This is a genomic window from Nocardia sp. PE-7, from assembly GCF_030486425.1.
Classification (GTDB): Bacteria; Actinomycetota; Actinomycetes; order Mycobacteriales; family Mycobacteriaceae; genus Nocardia; species Nocardia salmonicida_A.
The window spans coordinates 261,720-280,415 of sequence record NZ_CP129614.1 but is presented as its reverse complement, the minus strand read 5'-3'; the positions used below and the strand labels follow the sequence as shown (position 1 = coordinate 280,415).

Below are 18,696 nucleotides of genomic sequence, written 5' to 3'. Positions count from 1 at the left end.
GCGCCCGCCGTCGTCACGACTGGGCCAGTACCTCGTCGTCGGTCATCGCGGCGACCTCGAGATACATCGCGGCGACCAGTTCGAGTCGGCCCGTGTCGCCGGAGTCCCTTTCCCGCTCCGACATGCGCGCCGCGAGGCCCTCGATGGTGCGGGCGGTGAAAAGGTCGGCCACGACGGTGTCGGGGGCGTCTAGCCATTCGCGGATGCGGGCCACGGCGGTGGTGGCGAGCACCGAATCGCCGCCGAGGGCGAAGAAGTCGTCGGTGACGCCGATGCGTTCGGTGGCGAGCACCTCCGCGACGACCGCGACGAGTGCCCGTTCGAGATCGGTGCGCGGCTCGACGAATTCATCTGCGCTCTCGTGCTTTTCGAGCACCGCGCGGATGGCCTTGCGGTCCGGCTTGGCGTTCGGGGTGAGGGGCAGTTCGGGGAGCAGTTCCAGGCGCGTCGGCACCATGTAGGACGGGACGAGGTCGGCGGTCGCGGCGAGCACCGTCTCGATGTGCAGGGTTTCGCCCTGGCTCGGCACCACCAGGGCGACCAGCTTCGGCGCGGCCGTCCCGACCACCGCGGCCACGGCGTGGCGGACACCGGGGACCGCGCGTAGGGCGCTCTCCACCTCGCCGAGTTCGACGCGGTAGCCACGGATCTTGACCTGATGGTCGGCGCGGCCGAGGAATTCCAGACCGCCGTCGGGCAGGTAGCGGGCCAGGTCACCGGTGCGGTACCAACGCAGACCCTCGTGGGCGACGAAACGGTCGGCGGTGCGCTCCGGGTCGTTGCGGTAGCCGGCGGCCACGCCGTTACCGCCGATCCAGAGTTCGCCGCTCACCCAATCGGGGCAGTCGTTACCCGCAGGCCCGACGACGCGGCACTGCACATTGCGCAAGGGGGTGCCGTAGGGCACGGCGGTCCACTCGGCGGGGACCCGCGCGTCGACGACCTCGCAGATGGTGGAGTGGATCGCGGTCTCGGTGGCGCCGCCGAGACCGGCGAAACGGCTGTTCGGGGCCACTGCGGCGAGGCGTGCGGGGAGCGCGACATCTACCCAGTCGCCGCCGAGGATCACCGCGCGAAGCGATGTCAGCGGCTCGGACTCGGCGGCGGTGGCCGGCGCGGCGGTGAGCAGCATGTCCAGCAGGCTCGGGACGCAGTTGAGCATCGAAATACGGTGGCGGCGAATGAGTTCGACCCATACGGCGGGGTCGGTGCGCTGCGCGTCGTCGACGGTGACCACCGCGCCACCCACCGCGAGCAGGCCGAAGATGTCGTAGACGGAGAGGTCGAACTCGAGGGCCGACAGGGCAAGCGCGCGGTCGGCCGGGCCGAGGCCGAAACGCTCGTTGAGGTCGTCGATGGTGTTCATGGCGGCGCGGTGCGGCACCTCGACGCCCTTGGGCTTGCCGGTGGAACCGGAGGTGAACAGCACGTAGGCGATGTTCTCCGGGTCTCCGAAGACGGGGCGCGCCAACGGTTGCGGGTGGGTACGGGCCTGCGCCAAGTCGATCGCGCGAGCATCGGGGATCTGCGCACCGCCGACGGTGAGCACGGCGACCGCGTCCGCGGTGCCGAGGATCTCGGCGCGACGAGCCGCGGGCTGATCGAACCCGATCGGCACGTACACCGCGCCCGCCGCGAGCACGCCGAGCACCGCGACGATCTGGTCGGGACCCTTCGGAAGCTGCACCGCGACCGAATCACCAGGGGCCACACCGGCTTCCCGGAGCGCACCGGCCACCGCCAGCGCGTCGGCTGCCAGCTCGCCATAGGTCAGCTGCCCGGCAGGCTCCCAGAGCACCGCGGGCGCGGACGGATTCGTCGCCGCGTTCGCGAAGAAGCCGGTGTGCAGCAGCCCGCCGCTCACCGGCCCCGCGGTGGCGTTCACGCGCGCCCGGGTAGCGGCCTGCTCCACCGGAATCCGCACGCCTGCCTCGGCCTGCCACCCCGCTCCCCCGGCGAACCGAGCAAGTCCGGCCGAATCCGCCGCCGCGCCAGCGGGCACCACCGGCAGCGTCGCCGAGATCTCCGGCGACCGCGCGGGCTCGACCGCCGTCCGTTGCGCGCCGTCGGACTCGGCCGACGCCTCGTCGAACTGGCCGCCGAGGCGTTCGATCGCTTCGATGTAGCGGGCGAACATGGCGTCGACCATGCCTGCCGGGAAAGCGGATTCGCGGATGTCCCAGTTCAGCAGCAGACCGCCGCGGACCTCGGTGATCTGGGCGTCGAGCAGGACCTGCGGGCCCTGGGAGATGATCCAGACGGGGTCGCCGAAGGTGTCGGTGACGATGTCGGGGAAGAGTTCGCCGAGGTTGAGGGCGCTGGTGTACACGATGGGTGCCAGCACCGGTTCGCCGCGATGACGGCCGAGGTCGCGCAGGACCTCCAGGCCGGAGTACGCGGAGTGCGCGCCCGCTTCGTGCAGGCGTTGCTGGAGCGCGCGCGCACGATCGGCGACGGTGGCGGGCTCGGTGACGTCGACTTCCAGCAGGACCGAGGAGGTGAAGTCGCCGACGACGCCGTCGACCTGCGGGTGCACCGGTTCACGGTGGAACAGGGGCAGATTCAGCAGAAAACGGCGCTGGGCCGACCAGCCGCCGATGGTTTCGGCGAATACCGAGGCCAGCGCCATCGCCGGGGTGATCCCACGGGCATGGGCAGCGTCGAAGACCTGCGCTTTGGCCTGCGGGGAGAGCCAGCGGTGCAGCCGGATCGTGCGATTCGGGTCCGCGGTGTGCTGGGCGAGCGGGAGTTCCGGGGCCCCGGGCAGCTCGCTCAGGCGTTCTTGCCACCAGGCGCGGTCACGGGTGCGCTCGTCGGCGATGGCGCTCGGTCCCTGTGGGAGGACGGCGTGGGCCTCGACGCCGTCGCGCCGGTGCTCGGCCAGGTACTGACGGAAGGTGTATTCCTGCGGCGGCAGCGGTTCGCCGTGATAGAGCCGGGCGAGGTCGGTGATGAGGATGCGGTAGCTCATCGCGTCGGCGGCGAGCATGTCGACATCGAGGTGCAGTCGGGTGCGACCGTCGGCGAGGCGGGTGAGCGCGATATCGATCACCTGCCCGTCCTCCACCGCCATCCGCTGATGCGTGCGCGCGTCGCGCAGTTCCACGAGTCGCTGCTCGGCCTCGTCGGCGGATGCCTCGCGCAGGTCGGTCACGCCGAACACCGCGCGGCCGGGCCGGTCGAGAGTCTGCTGGGTGCCGTCGGGCAGGAACCGGGTGCGCAGCATCGGATGGCGCGCCAGCAGTTGTTCGACGGCCCGCTCGAGCCGTTCCGGATACACATCGGCACCGTCGAATTCGACATACAGGTGCGCGGCGACGCCACCGAGCTCCTGCGCGTCGGACCGGCCGATCCAGTACGCGTGCTGCATGGGCGCGAGCGCGAAAGGCGTCCCGTCGTCGGGGACGATCACGGATTCGCCGGCGACAGCACCGAAGTTGTCGAAACTTCCCGATCCAGCCGGGTTGTCGACCGGCGTGGCGGAGTCGGCCACAGTCGACGGATTGTCGCTTGCCGCCAGGTCATCGGGGTCGGCGCCGTTGAGGAGGGCGTACCAGGCGTCGACGGTGGGGTGGGCGGCCAAAAGCGCGAAGTTCACGGCGATGCCGCGTTTGCGCCAGGCGCCGGCAAGCTTCATCGTGCGGATGGAGTCGAGGCCGAGCTGGATCAGATCGTCGGCCTCGGCGACGGCGTCGGGGGTGAGATCGAGGTGACGGGCGATCGCGGCGCGGATCTCGGCGCGGTCGATCCCGGCGCCGCCTGCGGGTGCTTTCTCCATCTGCCGATCACTCCTTGCTCGCCGTCCATCCCGGACGGATTCGGTACTGCCCGGCGGCAGCCTACTCCATTGAGATAGGGTTGCCTAACCTTTGCAAGTGTAGCGAGACTCGAGTGAGGCAGTACGTGACGTCGACATCGGCAACCGGCCACCGCGAGGGCTACGTCCCATTTCCCGAAGCCGCCGCCCAGGAGTACCGGGCAGCGGGCTATTGGACCGGGCGCACACTCGGCGATCTACTGCGCGATACCGCACGCGTCCAGCCTCAGCGCCCCGCCGTGCTCAGCGACGCCGGTACGCAGACCTACGCCGAACTCGACGCCGCCGCCGACCGGATGGCGCACGGGCTGCTCGCCCTCGGGATCAATCCCGGTGACCGCGTGATCGTGCAGCTGCCGAACATTCCCGAATTCGCGACGGCCCTGTTCGGCGTGCTGCGTGCCGGAATCATCCCCGTTCTCACCCTGCCCGCACACCGCCGCGTCGAGATCGAGCACCTGGCCGCGCTGTCCGAAGCGGTCGCCTATCTCATCCCCGACCAGCTCGGCGACTTCGACTACCGCGAGCTGGCCGCCACGGTGCGCCAGGCGGTGCCGAGCCTGCGGCATGTGCTGGTCGCCGGTGATCCGGGCACCGGGGCGCTCGACGCCGACGGAAGCACCGCCGGGTTCCTCGCCCTCGATTCGGTTGCTCGCGACGGCGATTCGCTGCCCATCGTCGACCCGGCCGAGATCGCGGTGATGCTGGTCTCCGGCGGCACCACCGGCCTGCCGAAGCTGATCGCCCGCACCCACGACGACTACGTCTACAACGCGACCGCCAGCGCGAAGGTCTGCGAGCTCGGCCCCGAGGACGTCTACCTCGCCACCCTGCCCGCGGCCCACAACTTCCCGCTGGCCTGCCCCGGCATCCTCGGCGCCGTCGCGACCGGCGGCGCCGTCGCCTTCACCCTCGACCCGAGCCCCGAGGCCGCCTTCGCCGCGATCGAGAAGCACGGGGTAAGCGTCACCGGCGTCGTGCCGCCGCTGGCCCAGCTGTGGAGCGCGGCCGTGGATTGGGAAGAGGCCGACCTGAGTTCGCTGCGCCTGTTGCAGGTGGGCGGGGCGCGACTGGCCGAGGTGAACGCCCGCGAAGTCGAGCCCGCGTTGCAGTGCACCTTGCAGCAGGTGTTCGGGATGGCCGAGGGGCTGCTCAACTACACCCGTCTCGACGACGACAAAGAACTGGTGTGCACCACCCAGGGCCGACCGCTGTCCCCTGCCGACGAACTGCGCATCGTCGACGCCGACGGCAACGATGTGGCCCCGGGCGAAGAAGGCGAACTGCTCACCCGCGGCCCCTACACCCTGCGCGGGTATTACCGTGCGCCCGAACACAATACGCGCGCCTTCACCGCCGACGGCTTCTACCGCAGCGGCGATCTCGTCCGGCAACTACCCAGCGGCCACCTGGTCGTGAGCGGCCGGATCAAGGATGTGATCAACCGCGGCGGCGAGAACATCTCCTGCGATGAACTCGAGGAGCATCTGCTCGCCCACCCCACGGTCCGCCACGCCGCCGCGGTCGGCCTGCCCGATGCCTCGCTCGGCGAAAAGGCCTGTGTCGTCCTGGTTGTCACCGGCGAACTGCCGACGCTCGGCGAGATCAAGACCTTCCTCACCGAACGCGGCCTGGCCACCTACAAACTCCCCGACCTCGTCCGCCAGGCGGATTCACTGCCCATCACCGCAGTCGGCAAGATCGATAAAAAGGCCTTGCGTGCCATGCACGGTTGACGGTCCGAAAACTCTTGCCGACAGCGTCTTCCGGGACAACTGATTTCGCGTGAACATGGGTAACTCATCGGGAACGCCCGGCCCTGGCTACGGCCCATACCGTCGGCCCGGTGCGCAAGCCCTGCGCACCCCACGGCCGGCAGAGGTCACGGAGAGGCGGTAATAGCCTTGACCACGTAAGGCGCTACGCTGCCCAGCTTTTCGCAGGTCTCCTCGAACTCACGCTCGGGGCGCGACTGCCCCACGATTCCCGCACCGGCGCGCAACCACGCGCCTTCGCCGGTCTGATAGATCGCGCGCAGCACCAACGTCGCCTCGAGCGCGCCGGTCGGCGAAACACAGACCACCGCACCGGAATACAGCCCGCGCGGATCGTGATCGTTGCGGAATACCGAATCGACGCCGGCCCGCTTGGGGATGCCGGACGCGGTCACCGACGGGAACAGCACCTCGAGCGCGTCCCACGCGGTGCGGTCGGCGGCGAGGGTGCCGCGCACGGTGGATGCCAGGTGCTGCACGCTGCCGCGCTCGCGCACCGCCATGAAATCGGAGACCGCCGGCGTGCCGGGCACGGCCACCTCGGCAATCTCGGCGAAGGAGGTCTGCACCGAGATCGCGTGCTCGACGATCTCCTTCGGGTCGGCCAGCAGTTCGGCGCGGGCGGCGCCGTCGGCCTCGGCACCGAGTCCGAACGCGCGCGTGCCGGCCAGCGGTTCGGTGGTGACGATGCGATCGTCGTCGACCGATGCCACCAGCTCGGGGCTGAACCCCGCCGCTTCGAGCCCGCCCAGCCGCAGCAGGAACGAGCGGGCGGGGGTGTTGCTTGCCCGGCCGAGGCGATAGGTCGCGGGCACGTCCACCGCGAACGGCAGCTCGACCTTGCGCGACAGAATCACCTTCTGATATCTGCCGGACCGGATTTCGGCGACCGCCGTGGCGACCCGCTCCTCGTAGTTCGTCGGGTCCACCCGCACATCGACCGGTGTCGGGACAGGCAGGTCGACGCCCTGCGAGCCGGCGATCAGATCGTGGATATCGCACGCCTCGTTCGGGGTGGCGCCGCTGATCCGCACGCCGGTGGCATCGATGCGCACCTCGATCCGCGGAATCATCAGGTGCGCCAAGGAGGTCAGCGGATTGAGATGGTGGGTCGCCGCCAGCGAGTAGGCGCAGAATTCGAAGCCGATCCAGCCGTAGGTGTTGCGGCCGTCGATCGGCAGGGTCGCCAACGCGGTGTCGATGACGGTGGCCGGACTGCCGGACCACGTGCGAGCGGTGGTCTCACCACCCCAGGTGGTGCGCAGCTCACCGGCGTCGAGCTCCACGCTGCCGAGCGGATCGGCGGCGAACACCCACACACCGGGCTGCTCGTACATCACATACTCACCGAATCGATCAGAGACGGCCAGACGTGACATCGCTGCCGCCGGGTCGGTCACATACTCCACCCGTACGGGCTGTTCCGTCGACGACAACGATCCTCCAAGGTAAAGCTGACCTAACTTTTCTTGGTTAGGTTAGCATTACCTCGCCGTTTAGCCAGACTCGTACTGGGTATTGTTCGCCACTCCCGCTCCACACCGAGCAAACCTCCAGCACTGTAGCTCGCGCCGGACATCCGCCTCGCCGCGCGCGCCACGCAACGCGCTGTAGCCCAAGTTCGATGCGCCGAACCAGATCTGCGGCTTGAATGGAGCAATGATCGACAAAGGTGGGCGGCGCGGCCCGCAGGCAGACTCGGTGGTCGCCCTGGTCGACGCGGCCTCCGCCGTCGAACGCGAAGTGATCGGCGACTGGCTGGCCCAGGGTGGTCTCGACAGGGAGATCGACTCCACGGCCCCGGTGACCCAGCTCGACCTCGACGCGAAGGCCATCACCAAACGCCTCGTCGGCAGGAAGGACGACCCGCTGGTCGTGCCGGTCCGGGTGCTGTGGCTGCCGCCCGAACGCGACGGTGTGCGCCGGGTGACCTTCGCCGACCTGGTGATGCTCACCAACCCGCGCAAACCCAACCGGCTCGTCCAGCGCAGGCTGCTGCGCACCGAACCGGACCGCCACCGCGTGCTCGTCGGCGCGCCCGCCCGGCTCAGCGCGCTACGCACCAACAACCCAGAGGCCGCGGCGCTGCTGCGCGCGGGCTCGGCCGACCCGTTCGCGCGCGCGGTGGTGCGCGCCGCGGTGGTCGCGCTCGAACGCGCCGAGCGCACTGTCATCGGCGATCGGTACAAGGTGCCCCAGCTGGTGGCCGAGGAGATCCTCGACTCCCCGGAGTTCCAGCGCAAGCTCGACTACATCGCCGACGAGATCGGCTCCGAACCCGACCAGGTCTATCGCAACGCGGAGAAGGCGCTGCGCGAGCTGGTCGCCGCGCAGAGCAGGCTGGTCTCGGACCTGTTCACCCAGGCGATGCGCCCGGTACACGCCTCGACGTGGAAGGTCGACACCGATCTGCGCGGCCTCGACGCGCTGCGCAAGCTCAACCGCAAGCACCCGCTGGTCTTCCTGCCCTCGCACCGCTCCTATGTCGACGCGTTCGTGCTCGGCGATGTGTTGGCACGCAATGATTTTCCGCCCAATCACGTGATCGGCGGGGCGAACCTCAACTTCTGGCCGATGGGTCCGATCGCGCGGCGCACCGGAACGGTGTTCATCCGGCGCAGCTTCGGCGACGACGAGGTCTACAAGGCGGTCGTCGAGGAGTACTTCGCCTACCTGCTGGCCAAGCGCTTCAATATGGAGTGGTACTTCGAGGGCGGGCGCACCAGGACGGGCAAACTGCGCCCGCCGCGCTACGGACTCCTCAATTATCTTGCCGCCGCGGTGCGTTCACGTCGCGTCGACGATGTGATGCTCGTGCCGGTCTCCATCACCTATGAGCGACTCAACGAGCTCGGCGCGATCGCCATCGAACAGGCGGGCGGCAAGAAGAAGGCCGAGGGAATCGGCTGGCTGGCCAGATATGTGCGCAGTCAGCAACATTCGGCCGGCCGTGTGTATGTCCGCTTCGGCGAAGCCATTTCGGCGCGCGAGCGACTGGGGGTGCACGGTGATCCGCTCGACCAGCGACCGGTGACCATCCCGCTGCGCGACACCGAAACCGGTTCGGCCACCGTTCCCGACGAGAAGACGCTGGCCGACGCCGAGCACAAAGCGGTGCAGCGCTTGGCCTTCGACGTCGCGGTCGGGATCAACGAGGTCACCCCGATCACGGTCAACGCACTGGTCACCCTGGCTCTGCTCGGCGTGCACGAACGAGCGCTCACGCTCGGCCAGGTGCGAACGGTGCTCGACCCGGTGCTCGGTTATATCGTCGGTCGCAAACTGCCCAGCGGCGAGCTCACCACGCTGCGCGATGAACAGGGCCTGCGGGTGGTGCTCGAACAGCTCGCGCTGGCGGGCGTGGTCACCGTGTATCGCGGCGGGCTGGAACCGGTGTACGCGATCGAACCCGGCGCGCATCTCGAGGCGGCGTTCTACCGCAACAGCGCGGTGCACTGGTTCGTCAACCGCGCCATCCTCGAACTGGCCGCCCTCACCGCGGTGGAGCAGCCGGGTGAGGACCCGCTGCGGTCGGCGTGGAAGGCGGCGTTCGCGCTGCGCGATCTGCTCAAGTTCGAATTCTTCTTCCCGGAGCGCAAGGAGTTCGCCGACCAGATCATCGAGGAGGTGCGCATCATCGTGCCCGAATGGGACGAGCACACCCCCGACGATCGGCTGGATCGCCAATTCCTCGGCGCTGTAACCGAATCCGGGTTCGTGATGGCCCATCGCGTGCTGCGTTCGTTCTTCGACGCGCAGTTGGTGGTCGCCGAGCGGCTGGTGGCCCGACCTGCCGACGCGCCGATCGATCGCAAGGAATTCATCGACGAATGCGTGGCGGTGGGCAAGCAGATGCTGTTGCAGCAGCGTCTGAACAGCCCCGAGTCGGTATCGTCGGAACTGTTCACCAGCGCCTGGAAACTGGCCGACAACCACGGCCTCATCGCGCCCGCGGTCGAGGGCGCCGAAGCCGAATTGATCGACAAGCGACAGGAATTCGCCGATCAGCTGCGCGATCTGGGTGACCGGATCGCGCGGGCGGCCTCGCTCGATCCGTCGAACAGGAACACGAACTGATGAGCACACTCGCCGACGCCGTGGCCGCGATCCGTTCGGGTCCGCAAGGTGCGCGGATCGCCGCGGTGTTCGATTTCGGGGGCACCGTTGTCGACGGTCTGCCGCGACGTGGGCTGGTGGGCAAGGTGTTCCGGCGCGGTGAGGAGCGCATGACCACCCTGCTCGGCGGTATCCAGCGCGGCGGCAACGACGGCGACTACGGACGATTCCTGCAAGCCGTCGAACGGACGTGGGCGGGCGCGTCGGAGACCGATCTCGACCAGCTCGGCCGCAAGGCTTTCCGCAAGGAGATCTACGGGCGGCTTTTCCCCGAGGCATGGCACCTCGTACGCGCCCACCAATCGGCCGGTCACACAGTGATATTGGTCAGTGAGCTCACGCGATTCCAGGTGCGTCCCGTCGCTGAGCAACTCGGCATCGACACCGTGCTGTGCACCGAACTCGCCGTCGAGGACGGCGTACTGACCGGCCGACCGGCGGGCGCGCCGCTGTGGCGTACCGGAAAGTCCACGGCAGTAACCCGATTCGCCCCGGATCTCGAGATCGGCTATGTCTACGCCGACAGCGTGACCGACCTGCCACTGCTGGAACTCGCCCAGCGACCGACCGTGATCGACCCCGACCCGGCCCTCGCCGCGATCGCCGCCGACAACGGCTGGCCCACCCTGACCTTCCGCCTGCGTCGAGCCCCACGCCCCCTCGACTACCTGCGCACCATCGTCGGATTCGCCGGACTCATCGGCGGCGCGCTGGTCGGCGTCCTTCGCAAGTCCTACACCGGCAATCGGCAGACCATGGCCGACGCGCTCATGCACGACGCCACCACCGCGACCCTGCGCGCCATCGACGTCCAACTGCGCGTGGTCGGCGCCGAGAACGCCCGCGCGCCGCGCCCCGCGGTATTCCTGTTCAACCACCAGAGCCAGTTCGACGTGATCATCGTCCCAAAGGTCCTCGACGGCGCGGTGACCGGCATCGGCAAGAAGGAACTGCGCAATCATCCGCTGTTCGGTCCGCTGATGCGGTTCGTCGGCGTCACCTTCATCGACCGAACCGATACCGAGCGCGCGAAAGCCTCACTCGCCCCCGTCGTTGCGACCCTGCGGGACGGCCTCTCCATCGCCGTCGCACCCGAGGGGACGCGCTCGTTCACTCCGGGTGTCGGGCCCTTCAAGAAGGGCGCGTTCCATATCGCCATCCAGGCGGGGGTGCCGGTGATCCCGGTAGTGGTCCGCAACGCGGGCGAAATCGCCTGGCGGGATTCGCCTGTCGCCCGCGCCGGCATCGTCGACGTGGCGGTGCTGGCGCCGATCGATGTCTCCGGCTGGGACCCCGCTGACATGGACGCCGAGGTGGAAGGCGTCCGGCAGCTGTTCGAGAACACGCTGCTGGACTGGCCCCGAGCCTGAACCGGCCGGGCGCGGGGGTGCGCCCGACCGGATCCTCAGCTCTCGAACAGCTGTTGCCCGAGATAGTGCCCCGGACCGGGGACACCGGGCGGGATCACGAACACGGCCGACCCGATGGGTGTGGTCCATTCGTTCAGCGCATCGAATTCCGCCAGCCGCGCCTGCACCGGCAGGAACTGACGGTCGACATCGCGTTGATAGGCCACGAACAACAGGCCCGAGTTCGACACCTGCCCCGGCGCCGGGTTCTCGTCGTAGTTGAACCCGCGACGCAGGAACCGTTCGCCGTCGTGGGTGTGTCTGGCCCGCGCCACATGCGACGACGGCGGGATGACCGGGATGCCGTTGCGGTCCACCGCGGCGAGATCGGGCTCGTCGTGTTCGGCGATACCGGTCAGCGGCGCGCCGTCGGCGACCCGGCGGCCGACGGTCAGTTCGCGACCGTCGGCGTCGAGTTCGTCCCAGGTGTCGAGGTCCATGGCGATCCGGCGCAGCACCAGGGAGGTGCCGCCGGCGAGCCACGGCATCGACGCGCCGTCATCCCAGACCAGTCGGTCGAAGTCGACCGTGCGCGGGGCGATGTTGACGGTGCCGTCGACCTGACCCATGAGATTGCGCATGGTCTGGCCTTTCGGCGCGTCCCGGAATCCGCGCTGCACCCACCGCACCCGCACCAGCGATTTCACGTGCTTGGACAGCACCCGCACCGCGTGCGCGACCGTCGTCGCCTCCTCGGCGCAGACCTGGAGAACCAGGTCGGCGCCGGTGTAGGCGGGGTCGAGCCGGTCGATGGGAAACGGCGGGAGCTGGCGCAGCCACTCCGGTCTCCGCTCGGTGAGCCCTGTGACGGTGAACAGCTCGGGTCCGAAGCCGACGGTGATCGTGAGCCGGGCCGGTCTGGCGGCGAGTTCCGGTTCGGTGTCGGCGAGCGCGGGCAGGCCCATGGTCAGGCGCGCCGCGTCGTCGGTCCAGATGCGGAGCAGCCCGATCACGTCCTCGCGACCGACGCCCGGCGCCAGGTCGAAGCCCGCGAAGGCCACGTGTCCTGGCGGTGTCGTCGCCACGCCCGCCTGATGGGCGCCGTAGAACGCGACGCTGTCCAGCGCCTCGTCCCGAACGGCGTCCGGGCGAGCGAGTTCGGCCGTACCCCAGGCGACTCCGGCCGCGCCCGCCACCGCCGCTCCCCCGCCGAGCAACCGTCGGCGAGAGAGTCCGGGCCGCGAATCAGCCACCGTGCATCGGGTTGTCGGTGCCCGGCGTGTAGTTCTCCTTGCCGCCGGCGAAATCCCGCACCTGTGCGGTGACGACGGTGCTCGAGCCGTCGGCGAAGGTCAGCGTGAGCGAGGTTTCCGAGCCGGTCCGCAGCGGCTGCTTCAGGTCCATGAACATCAGGTGCTCGGCGCCCGGCTTCAAGGTCACCTCGCCGCGCGCCGGGATGGTGATGCCACCGGCCTTGGGACGCATGGTCTTCGCGCCGGTGCTGTCGGGCACCACCTCGTGGATCTCGACCCGCTCCGAGGCCGGGCTGGTGGCGGCTACCAGCGTCATCGGGGCGTCACCGGCATTGCGCAGGTTGCCGAAGGCGGCCGACATGCCGGACTCGGCGGCCTTGATCCACTGGTCGCTCATGGTGATCCGGTCCCCCACCGCCACCGACGCGGGCGGGGCGGGCTCGGAATCCGAGCAGGCGGTGGCGAATACGGCGAGGACGGCACAGGCGGCGGCAGCGCCGATACGGCGGGCGCGCAGGTGGGCATGCGGAAAGACGGACATGGGAGAACTCCGATCATCGGGGTGAGGTGTGCCCCGGACCGGCCTGTCCGCACAGCGAATCATCCACCGGAACGGCGGAATTCGTCGGCGTTGTCCTAAGCCGGAACGGGGTCGGATGTGGTCGCGCCCACCACGGGCGGACCACGCAGCCCGATGTCCGGTCGTAGGAGGAGCTGCCGGAGCACCGCACGCTCGTCGGCGGCGGGTAGCCGGACCGGACGCTCGGCGGGGCTCGCGACCCCGGCCAGCACGAGGATCAGCTGCCGCACGCCGGTGATCGCCCTGCGCACACCGACCTCGGCGGCGCGAATCGCGATGGCTCCGACGGGGATCGCCACCAGGTGAGCGAGCACCATCGCGCCCGAAATGGGGTGGTGCTGGAAATGCCCCAGCGACAGCGCGGTGTGCCCGACGCACTGGCCGACAGCCAGCACCACCATGGTCGACATCGCACTGTTTCCCCGCGGCAGCGCGGTGACGACGACACCGATCAGGGCGCACGCGGCGAACAACAGCGTCAGGGCGGATCCGGCGGGAACGCCGGTGGCGCCACCGAGTCCGTGCGCCAGAATCGCGACGGCGCCGGACGCGGAACCCACTGCCGCGCCGCGTAACCGCGCGGTGTGATCCGTCGGAGAGCCCACCCCGCCATGCTACGACCTTCTGTCGTAGGTACAGGACTCAGGGCCTGTGACCAGGGCTTCGACGATGCGGCGCAATCCAATTCGACCGAGGGCTTGACATTAACAATGGTTCAGGTTTGATGCTTGTCTCACCACCGAATGAGGGAGAACGTCATGAGCACCGTCACCGCCACCTCCACCTACACCGTTCCCGCGCTGAACCGGCCCGTCGCCGTGCTGGGCGCCGCTGCCGTCGCCGTGGTGCTGAATCTGATCGTCTGGGCCATCGGCGCCGCCGCCGGCGGGTCGTTCATCATGACCGATCAGGGCAAGGCATCCAGCGTCGCGCCCGGCGGGGTGATCATGATGTCGGCCGTGCCGCTGCTGATCGGACTGACCGTCGCCGTGCTGGTGTCGTACAAGTGGACCGGCGTGCTGCGGACCGCCGCCGTGGTCGGGTCGGTGCTGTCGCTCGCGACCATCGCGCTGACCGTGTCCACCGACTTCGACACCGCCTCCACCATCGCCCTGTCGGTGATGCACGTGGTGCTGGTGCCGGTCATGGTGATCGCCCTGGAAGGCGTGCGTCGCGGCATCACCGCGAAGTGACCCGAACACACAGCGAAGGCCCCGCCGAAACCGTCGGCGGGGCCTTTCGCGTATCGAGTTCTAGACCGAGCGGCCGAACAGCAGCTTCCACGGCATGAGCGCCGACTCGAGCTGCACCTTCAGGCTCATCTTCGACGCACCGACGGTGCGCTCCTCGAAGCGGATCGGCACCTCGGCGATCGTGTAGCCCTTCTTGATCGCGCGGTAGTTCATCTCGACCTGGAACGAGTAGCCGTTGCTGCGGATCGAGGCCACGTCGATCGCGCGCAGGGTGTCGGCCTTCCAGGCCTTGAAACCGGCGGTCGCGTCCTTCACTCCGAGGCGCAGGATCAGGTTCACGTAGAAGTTGGCCCAGGCCGACAGGGCCTTGCGGTACCACTTCCACTCCGCGGCGGTCGAACCACCCGGCACGTAGCGCGACCCCAGCGCTACGCCGACATCGTCGGAGCTCAGCTTCTCGAGCATCGACGGGATCACCTCGGCGGGGTGCGACAGATCGGCATCCATCTGGATCACCACATCGGCGCCCTCGTCGAGCGCGGCGGTGATGCCCGCGATGTAGGCGCGGCCGAGGCCGTCCTTCTCGGTGCGGTGCAGCACGCTCACCACATTCGGCAGCTCAGCGGCCAGTTTGTCGGCGACGTCACCCGTGCCGTCGGGTGAATTGTCGTCTACCACCAGCACGTGCAGATCGGACACCGGCAGAGCCGTCAGCCGCTCCACCGCCACCGGCAGATTTTCCCGCTCGTTGTAGGTCGGCACAACAACGGTAACCCTCAAGGGTCGCCCTCCCTGCTCACCTGGATAGCCCCGCGGCCCAGGATGCGGGCACGGGGCATGTCATCGATTCGTTATGACGGTACTCGATGGTCCTGACGCTTTCCTGAGTGGCCGTGCGGGCGGCTCACCACAGTCGGCCCGCGTGGACCAATGCGTCGATGATCAGTCCGACGCCGAACACGACGAAAAGCACCCTGATCGTCGGCGGCCCGAAACGGGTGATGCCCCGCACGAGCAGGCGGTAGACCCGCCGCGCGCGCGGCGTTCGCCGCATGGCCAGAGCCAGCACGACCAGTGGCAGCACCAGGGCGACCGCGCAGTAGGCCGCCACGATCACCGGCCACGCCACCGGCAGCGGGCGCTGCGCGGACAGCAGTGCGAGGGCCGCGAGATAGGGCACCGAGGTGGGCACCTTCGCCAGACCCAGCGTGAACCCGATCACCCCGAGCAGCCACGGATATCTGCGCACCGGCTCGATCCAGCGGCCGCCGGTGGACGTGGTTGTGTCGACCGGAAGCGCGGCGACCGCGATCAGCACGAGACCGATCACCAACTCACCCCAGTAGCGCAGGGCCGGGGTCAGCTCGAAGTCGAACAGCCGGACCAGGAAGTCGATGCCGAGCACGGTGCACACGCCGAAGGCCACCGAGACCGCGAAGACGCCGCCGAGGAAACTGAGCACCCCCGTCATCGGCGAACGCCGGGTCAGCCTGGCGTCGGCGACCACGGCCGTGGTGATCGCCACCAGCAGCACGTCGAGCGCATCGAGCAGAGCGAACCCGAATAGGGCGAACAGTCGATACCCATCCATGTCGTGGCCGACCCTACTCGCCGGTCATATTCGGTCGCCGACCCGTCAGTCACACCAGCACCACACCGGCTTTGCAGCGAAAGCCCTTGACCTGCGTAGTCTCGAGATCGATTCGTCCATCTGGACGGGACTCTCCCGCAATCGGCGCTCGGTCGTTACGCTTTTGAGCACCGGCCGTGCCGGGATCCGCGATCGTGAAGGGGCAGACATCGTGGCAGAAATGTCTTTCGACCCGTCAGCGCTCGACGCTTATCAGCGTGCGGCAGCTCGGGTTTCCGAACTTCTTGGCACAGCGGCCAACGATACGACGACCGCGGCCGGGGTCGATCTGTCCGGGCTCGGCGTGCTCGGGCGCGAATTCGCCGCCGCCTGGACACAGGCAGCGGGCGAACACGCTTCGACGCTGAGTACCGCGGGCAATCTGGTCACCGCCTATCAGGGCATCTTGAATCGCTTCGGCGACAGCGTGACCGGGATCGACACCGGGCTGGCGGGCGATCTGCGCGCGGTCGAGAGCGAGGTGGCGTGATGCGTACCAAGTCGCTGGCCACCGAGACCACATTGAGCACGATCACGCCCGCCGAGGCCGAGGCGAAGATCGCGCCGGTGATCGCGCTGCTCGAAGTGCCGTTGCTCGAGTTGCGTAGATCGTTGGGCAGTAATACTTCCGCCGATCCCGATGCGTCGGTGGTCGCCGCGCTGACGTCGGCCTCCGCCGCGACGACAGCTACCGAGGACCCGCATCGGCTCGGGCTGTACGCCCTCGAGTCGACCGAGACCGCCGCTCCCGCCACACCCGCGCTGCGGCAGACCGCGACCGAGGTCTCGGCCGCGGCCGACCGTGGGACCCGATTGAGTTCCCTGCTCGGGCAGGCCCATACGACCCAGTCGACCGCGGCCGCCAAGGTCGACGCGATCATCGCCGACTTCCGGGCCAAGGCGAAGAAGGCCGCCCCCGCGGTGAACAGCAACAACCTCGACGCCATCGTCGCACTCGCCGAAGAGGCGATCTCCGAAGCGGTCGGGGTGGTGGGTAATGCCAGCACCGAGATGGATCAGTACACCCGAGACACCAAGGGGCTCACCAGCGATCTCGGCGGGACCAACGGGGTGACCGTGCCCGTCGGCGCGACGGAGGTGGCGCCCGGCGTCTACGTACTCGGCACCGGCGGGTCCGACACGTCGTCCTGGGATGACGACTCGTCGTGGGATGACGACGACGACAACATCGATCCGGCGACCGCGGCGCAGATCGCGTTGCAGGAGGCCTTGATCGACGGCGGGGTGTCACTCGGGACCGCGGCGATCGATGCCGGCGTCACGTTCGGTACGCATCTGATCGACAAGATCGCCGAAGTCGCGATGCACGGACTCGACAAGGGTTCCGAGCTGGCGACGACCGGAATCGACACTCTCGCCGCGAATGCCGCAGGCACCGAGGGCGCCACCTCCTCCACGACGCCCGCGGGCACCACACCCACCGCACCGTCGACCAACGGCGGCGGCACCGGCACGAGCACCCTGTTCGGCGGATTGGGTGGCGGCACCAGTACCGGCGGCGGCGCGAACAGCGGTGGCGGCGCGAACAACGACAGCGGCGCTTCGGCGAAGCCGGAAGCACCGGCCCCGGCCGCTCCCTTCCAGAATCAGACGCCGAAAGCCGAACAGCCCCAACAGGCTCCGAGCACACCCGCGCCCGCGCAGCAGCCGATGCAAGGCGGGGTGGTGCCGCCCGGCGCTCGTCCTGCGCAGGATCAGGAGACCGAGAAACCCTCCGCCGCGCCTAAACACGGGCAACCGGGAGTCGTCCCGGCGCCGGCGTAGGACGCCCGCATGGACAATCCGTTCGGTGCCTACTTCGCGTCGCCGGATGCCACGTCGCCCGGCCGCCGTCGCCCGCAGGGTAAACGGCGGCGCAGGCGACGCCGCGAGGCCGAGCCACAGACGATCGGCACGAACCCCGAGACCTGGCCGCCGCCCGACCCGGAACCGTTCGACGACGGCCCGTTCCAGCCCGCGCCGGTCGAACCGGTGTATCGAAATCCCGACGACGACGACGGGTTCACCGGCGACTGGAACGACTGGAACGACGCCGACGTGCCGGTCGAGCCGCAGCGCGGTGACGATGTCGACTGGAACGACTGGGCCACCGCCACCGCGACCGAACAGAGCGGCGACCATGTCGAGATGCCGGTATTACCGCGCCTCAAGGACTTCGGCGGCGGCGGCCGGATCGCGCGGCGTCCCCGCAGGAACTTCGACGACGAACGCTACGACGAAAGCGGTGGCAGGGTGAAGGCCGCGGCCGCGATCAAAGGCATCATCGGAGCCGTGGTTTTCGTCGTGGTTCTCGGCTTGGCCGCCACCATCTTCCTCGGCCCCGCCGACAAGCCGACCACCACGGCACAGGCCGCTGTCTCCGGCACGCGGGCAACGACTTCCACCGTGGTGCCCCCACTGCCCGCACACGCCCTGTCCGGCTGCGAATCCTTCCGCACCCCCTCGATCACCATCAGCGCGGAACGTGGCGACACCGCCAGCCCCGAGGGCGCCATCCTCGGCTTCGAATACAGCTACTACGTCGACCGTGACGCCGCGAAGGCCCGTTCCTTCGTCACCGACAACGCCCATGTGGGCAGCGCGTCGGCCTTGGCCGAGGGCATCGGTTCGCTCCCCCTCGATGTGAAGTACTGCGTCCACATCACCAAAGCCGACGCCGCCGACGCCACTCTCTGGAACGTGACGATCCACCAGAAATGGCCGGGCGACGCCACCACCGAGAAGATCAACCAGGTCATGCGCACCACCGAGGTAGCGCCCGGTCGTCACCGCATCACCAGCATCGACCACCGCATCTGAGCAGGTCCGCTGACGCGAAAGTCCCCCGCACCGGAATCGGTGTGGGGGACTTTCGGCGTGGCGACCCTGACGGGACTCGAACCCGCGACCTCCGCCGTGACAGGGCGGCGCGCTAACCAACTGCGCTACAGGGCCTTGCTTGTGTGTATCGGGGAGCGATATT

At 68.9% G+C, this 18,696-nt stretch carries 14 protein-coding genes and 1 tRNA gene; 7 read left to right on the top strand and 8 right to left on the bottom strand.

Translation table 11 applies throughout. From position 1 onward, the window contains the following. Positions 1–13 precede the first annotated feature (13 nt). Positions 14–3,778, bottom strand: a complete 3,765-nt coding sequence (locus tag QX204_RS01405; protein ID WP_301904820.1) for a non-ribosomal peptide synthetase — start codon at positions 3,776–3,778, stop codon at positions 14–16. Positions 3,779–3,903: 125 nt separating this feature from the next. Between QX204_RS01405 and QX204_RS01400 the strand changes: the two genes are divergently transcribed. Continuing rightward, entirely contained in the window at positions 3,904–5,553 is a 1,650-nt protein-coding gene (locus tag QX204_RS01400) for a (2,3-dihydroxybenzoyl)adenylate synthase (RefSeq protein WP_301904819.1), read from the top strand. Between the two features lie 146 nt (positions 5,554–5,699). Here the strand turns inward: QX204_RS01400 and QX204_RS01395 are convergent, their stop codons facing one another. Then, positions 5,700–7,028, bottom strand: coding sequence for a salicylate synthase (locus QX204_RS01395; protein ID WP_301904818.1), 1,329 nt, complete (start codon positions 7,026–7,028; stop codon positions 5,700–5,702). 223 nt (positions 7,029–7,251) lie between these two features. On the opposite strand from QX204_RS01395, the gene QX204_RS01390 reads away from it, so the two are divergent. Together QX204_RS01390 and QX204_RS01385 are read left to right on the top strand one after the other, a co-directional pair. Beyond that, positions 7,252–9,669: a glycerol-3-phosphate 1-O-acyltransferase gene (locus QX204_RS01390; protein WP_301904817.1), complete on the top strand. Its 2,418-nt coding sequence runs from the start codon at positions 7,252–7,254 to the stop codon at positions 9,667–9,669. Beyond that, entirely contained in the window at positions 9,669–11,078 is a 1,410-nt protein-coding gene (locus tag QX204_RS01385; RefSeq protein ID WP_301904816.1) for an HAD-IB family hydrolase, read from the top strand. Before QX204_RS01390 ends, QX204_RS01385 begins: the two co-directional genes overlap by 1 nt. 35 nt (positions 11,079–11,113) lie before the next feature. Here QX204_RS01385 and QX204_RS01380 read toward each other — a convergent pair whose 3' ends face one another. The 3 genes from QX204_RS01380 to QX204_RS01370 all read right to left on the bottom strand — a co-directional run bounded on the left by QX204_RS01380 (position 11,114) and on the right by QX204_RS01370 (position 13,495). Beyond that, the gene (locus QX204_RS01380) at positions 11,114–12,310 is read right to left on the bottom strand and encodes a Dyp-type peroxidase (RefSeq protein ID WP_301904815.1); all 1,197 of its coding nucleotides are present in this window, start codon (positions 12,308–12,310) and stop codon (positions 11,114–11,116) included. After that, positions 12,303–12,851, bottom strand: coding sequence for a copper chaperone PCu(A)C (locus tag QX204_RS01375; protein WP_301904814.1), 549 nt, complete (start codon positions 12,849–12,851; stop codon positions 12,303–12,305). The genes QX204_RS01380 and QX204_RS01375 overlap by 8 nt, the downstream gene beginning before the upstream one ends. 95 nt (positions 12,852–12,946) lie before the next feature. Beyond that, a complete protein-coding gene (locus tag QX204_RS01370) occupies positions 12,947–13,495 on the bottom strand; it encodes a hypothetical protein (RefSeq protein ID WP_301904813.1) in 549 nt (182 codons plus the stop codon). 153 nt (positions 13,496–13,648) lie between these two features. Here QX204_RS01370 and QX204_RS01365 point away from each other — a divergent pair, with 153 nt between their 5' ends. Beyond that, the gene (locus QX204_RS01365) at positions 13,649–14,083 is read left to right on the top strand and encodes a DUF6069 family protein (protein ID WP_301904812.1); all 435 of its coding nucleotides are present in this window, start codon (positions 13,649–13,651) and stop codon (positions 14,081–14,083) included. 60 nt (positions 14,084–14,143) lie between these two features. On the opposite strand, the gene QX204_RS01360 is transcribed toward QX204_RS01365, so the two are convergent. Together QX204_RS01360 and QX204_RS01355 are read right to left on the bottom strand one after the other, a co-directional pair. Then, complete coding sequence (locus QX204_RS01360) at positions 14,144–14,845, bottom strand: polyprenol monophosphomannose synthase (protein WP_056818686.1); 702 nt, start codon at positions 14,843–14,845, stop codon at positions 14,144–14,146. A 142-nt stretch (positions 14,846–14,987) separates the two neighbouring features. Then, complete coding sequence (locus QX204_RS01355) at positions 14,988–15,674, bottom strand: GAP family protein (protein ID WP_301904811.1); 687 nt, start codon at positions 15,672–15,674, stop codon at positions 14,988–14,990. Here QX204_RS01355 and QX204_RS01350 point away from each other — a divergent pair. The 3 genes from QX204_RS01350 to QX204_RS01340 are packed head-to-tail and all read left to right on the top strand — an operon-like array spanning position 15,673 to position 18,533. After that, positions 15,673–16,203 carry a hypothetical protein gene (locus tag QX204_RS01350; protein WP_301904810.1) on the top strand — a complete coding sequence of 177 codons (531 nt, stop codon included), beginning with the start codon at positions 15,673–15,675 and terminating at the stop codon, positions 16,201–16,203. The two genes, QX204_RS01355 and QX204_RS01350, sit on opposite strands and share 2 nt — an antisense overlap. Beyond that, positions 16,203–17,498, top strand: a complete 1,296-nt coding sequence (locus QX204_RS01345) for a hypothetical protein (protein WP_301904809.1) — start codon at positions 16,203–16,205, stop codon at positions 17,496–17,498. The genes QX204_RS01350 and QX204_RS01345 overlap by 1 nt, the downstream gene beginning before the upstream one ends. A 9-nt stretch (positions 17,499–17,507) precedes the next feature. Then, the gene (locus QX204_RS01340) at positions 17,508–18,533 is read left to right on the top strand and encodes a DUF8176 domain-containing protein (RefSeq protein ID WP_301904808.1); all 1,026 of its coding nucleotides are present in this window, start codon (positions 17,508–17,510) and stop codon (positions 18,531–18,533) included. 58 nt (positions 18,534–18,591) lie between these two features. Here the strand turns inward: QX204_RS01340 and QX204_RS01335 are convergent. Beyond that, positions 18,592–18,668: transfer RNA gene (locus QX204_RS01335), tRNA-Asp, on the bottom strand. Positions 18,669–18,696 lie beyond the last annotated feature (28 nt).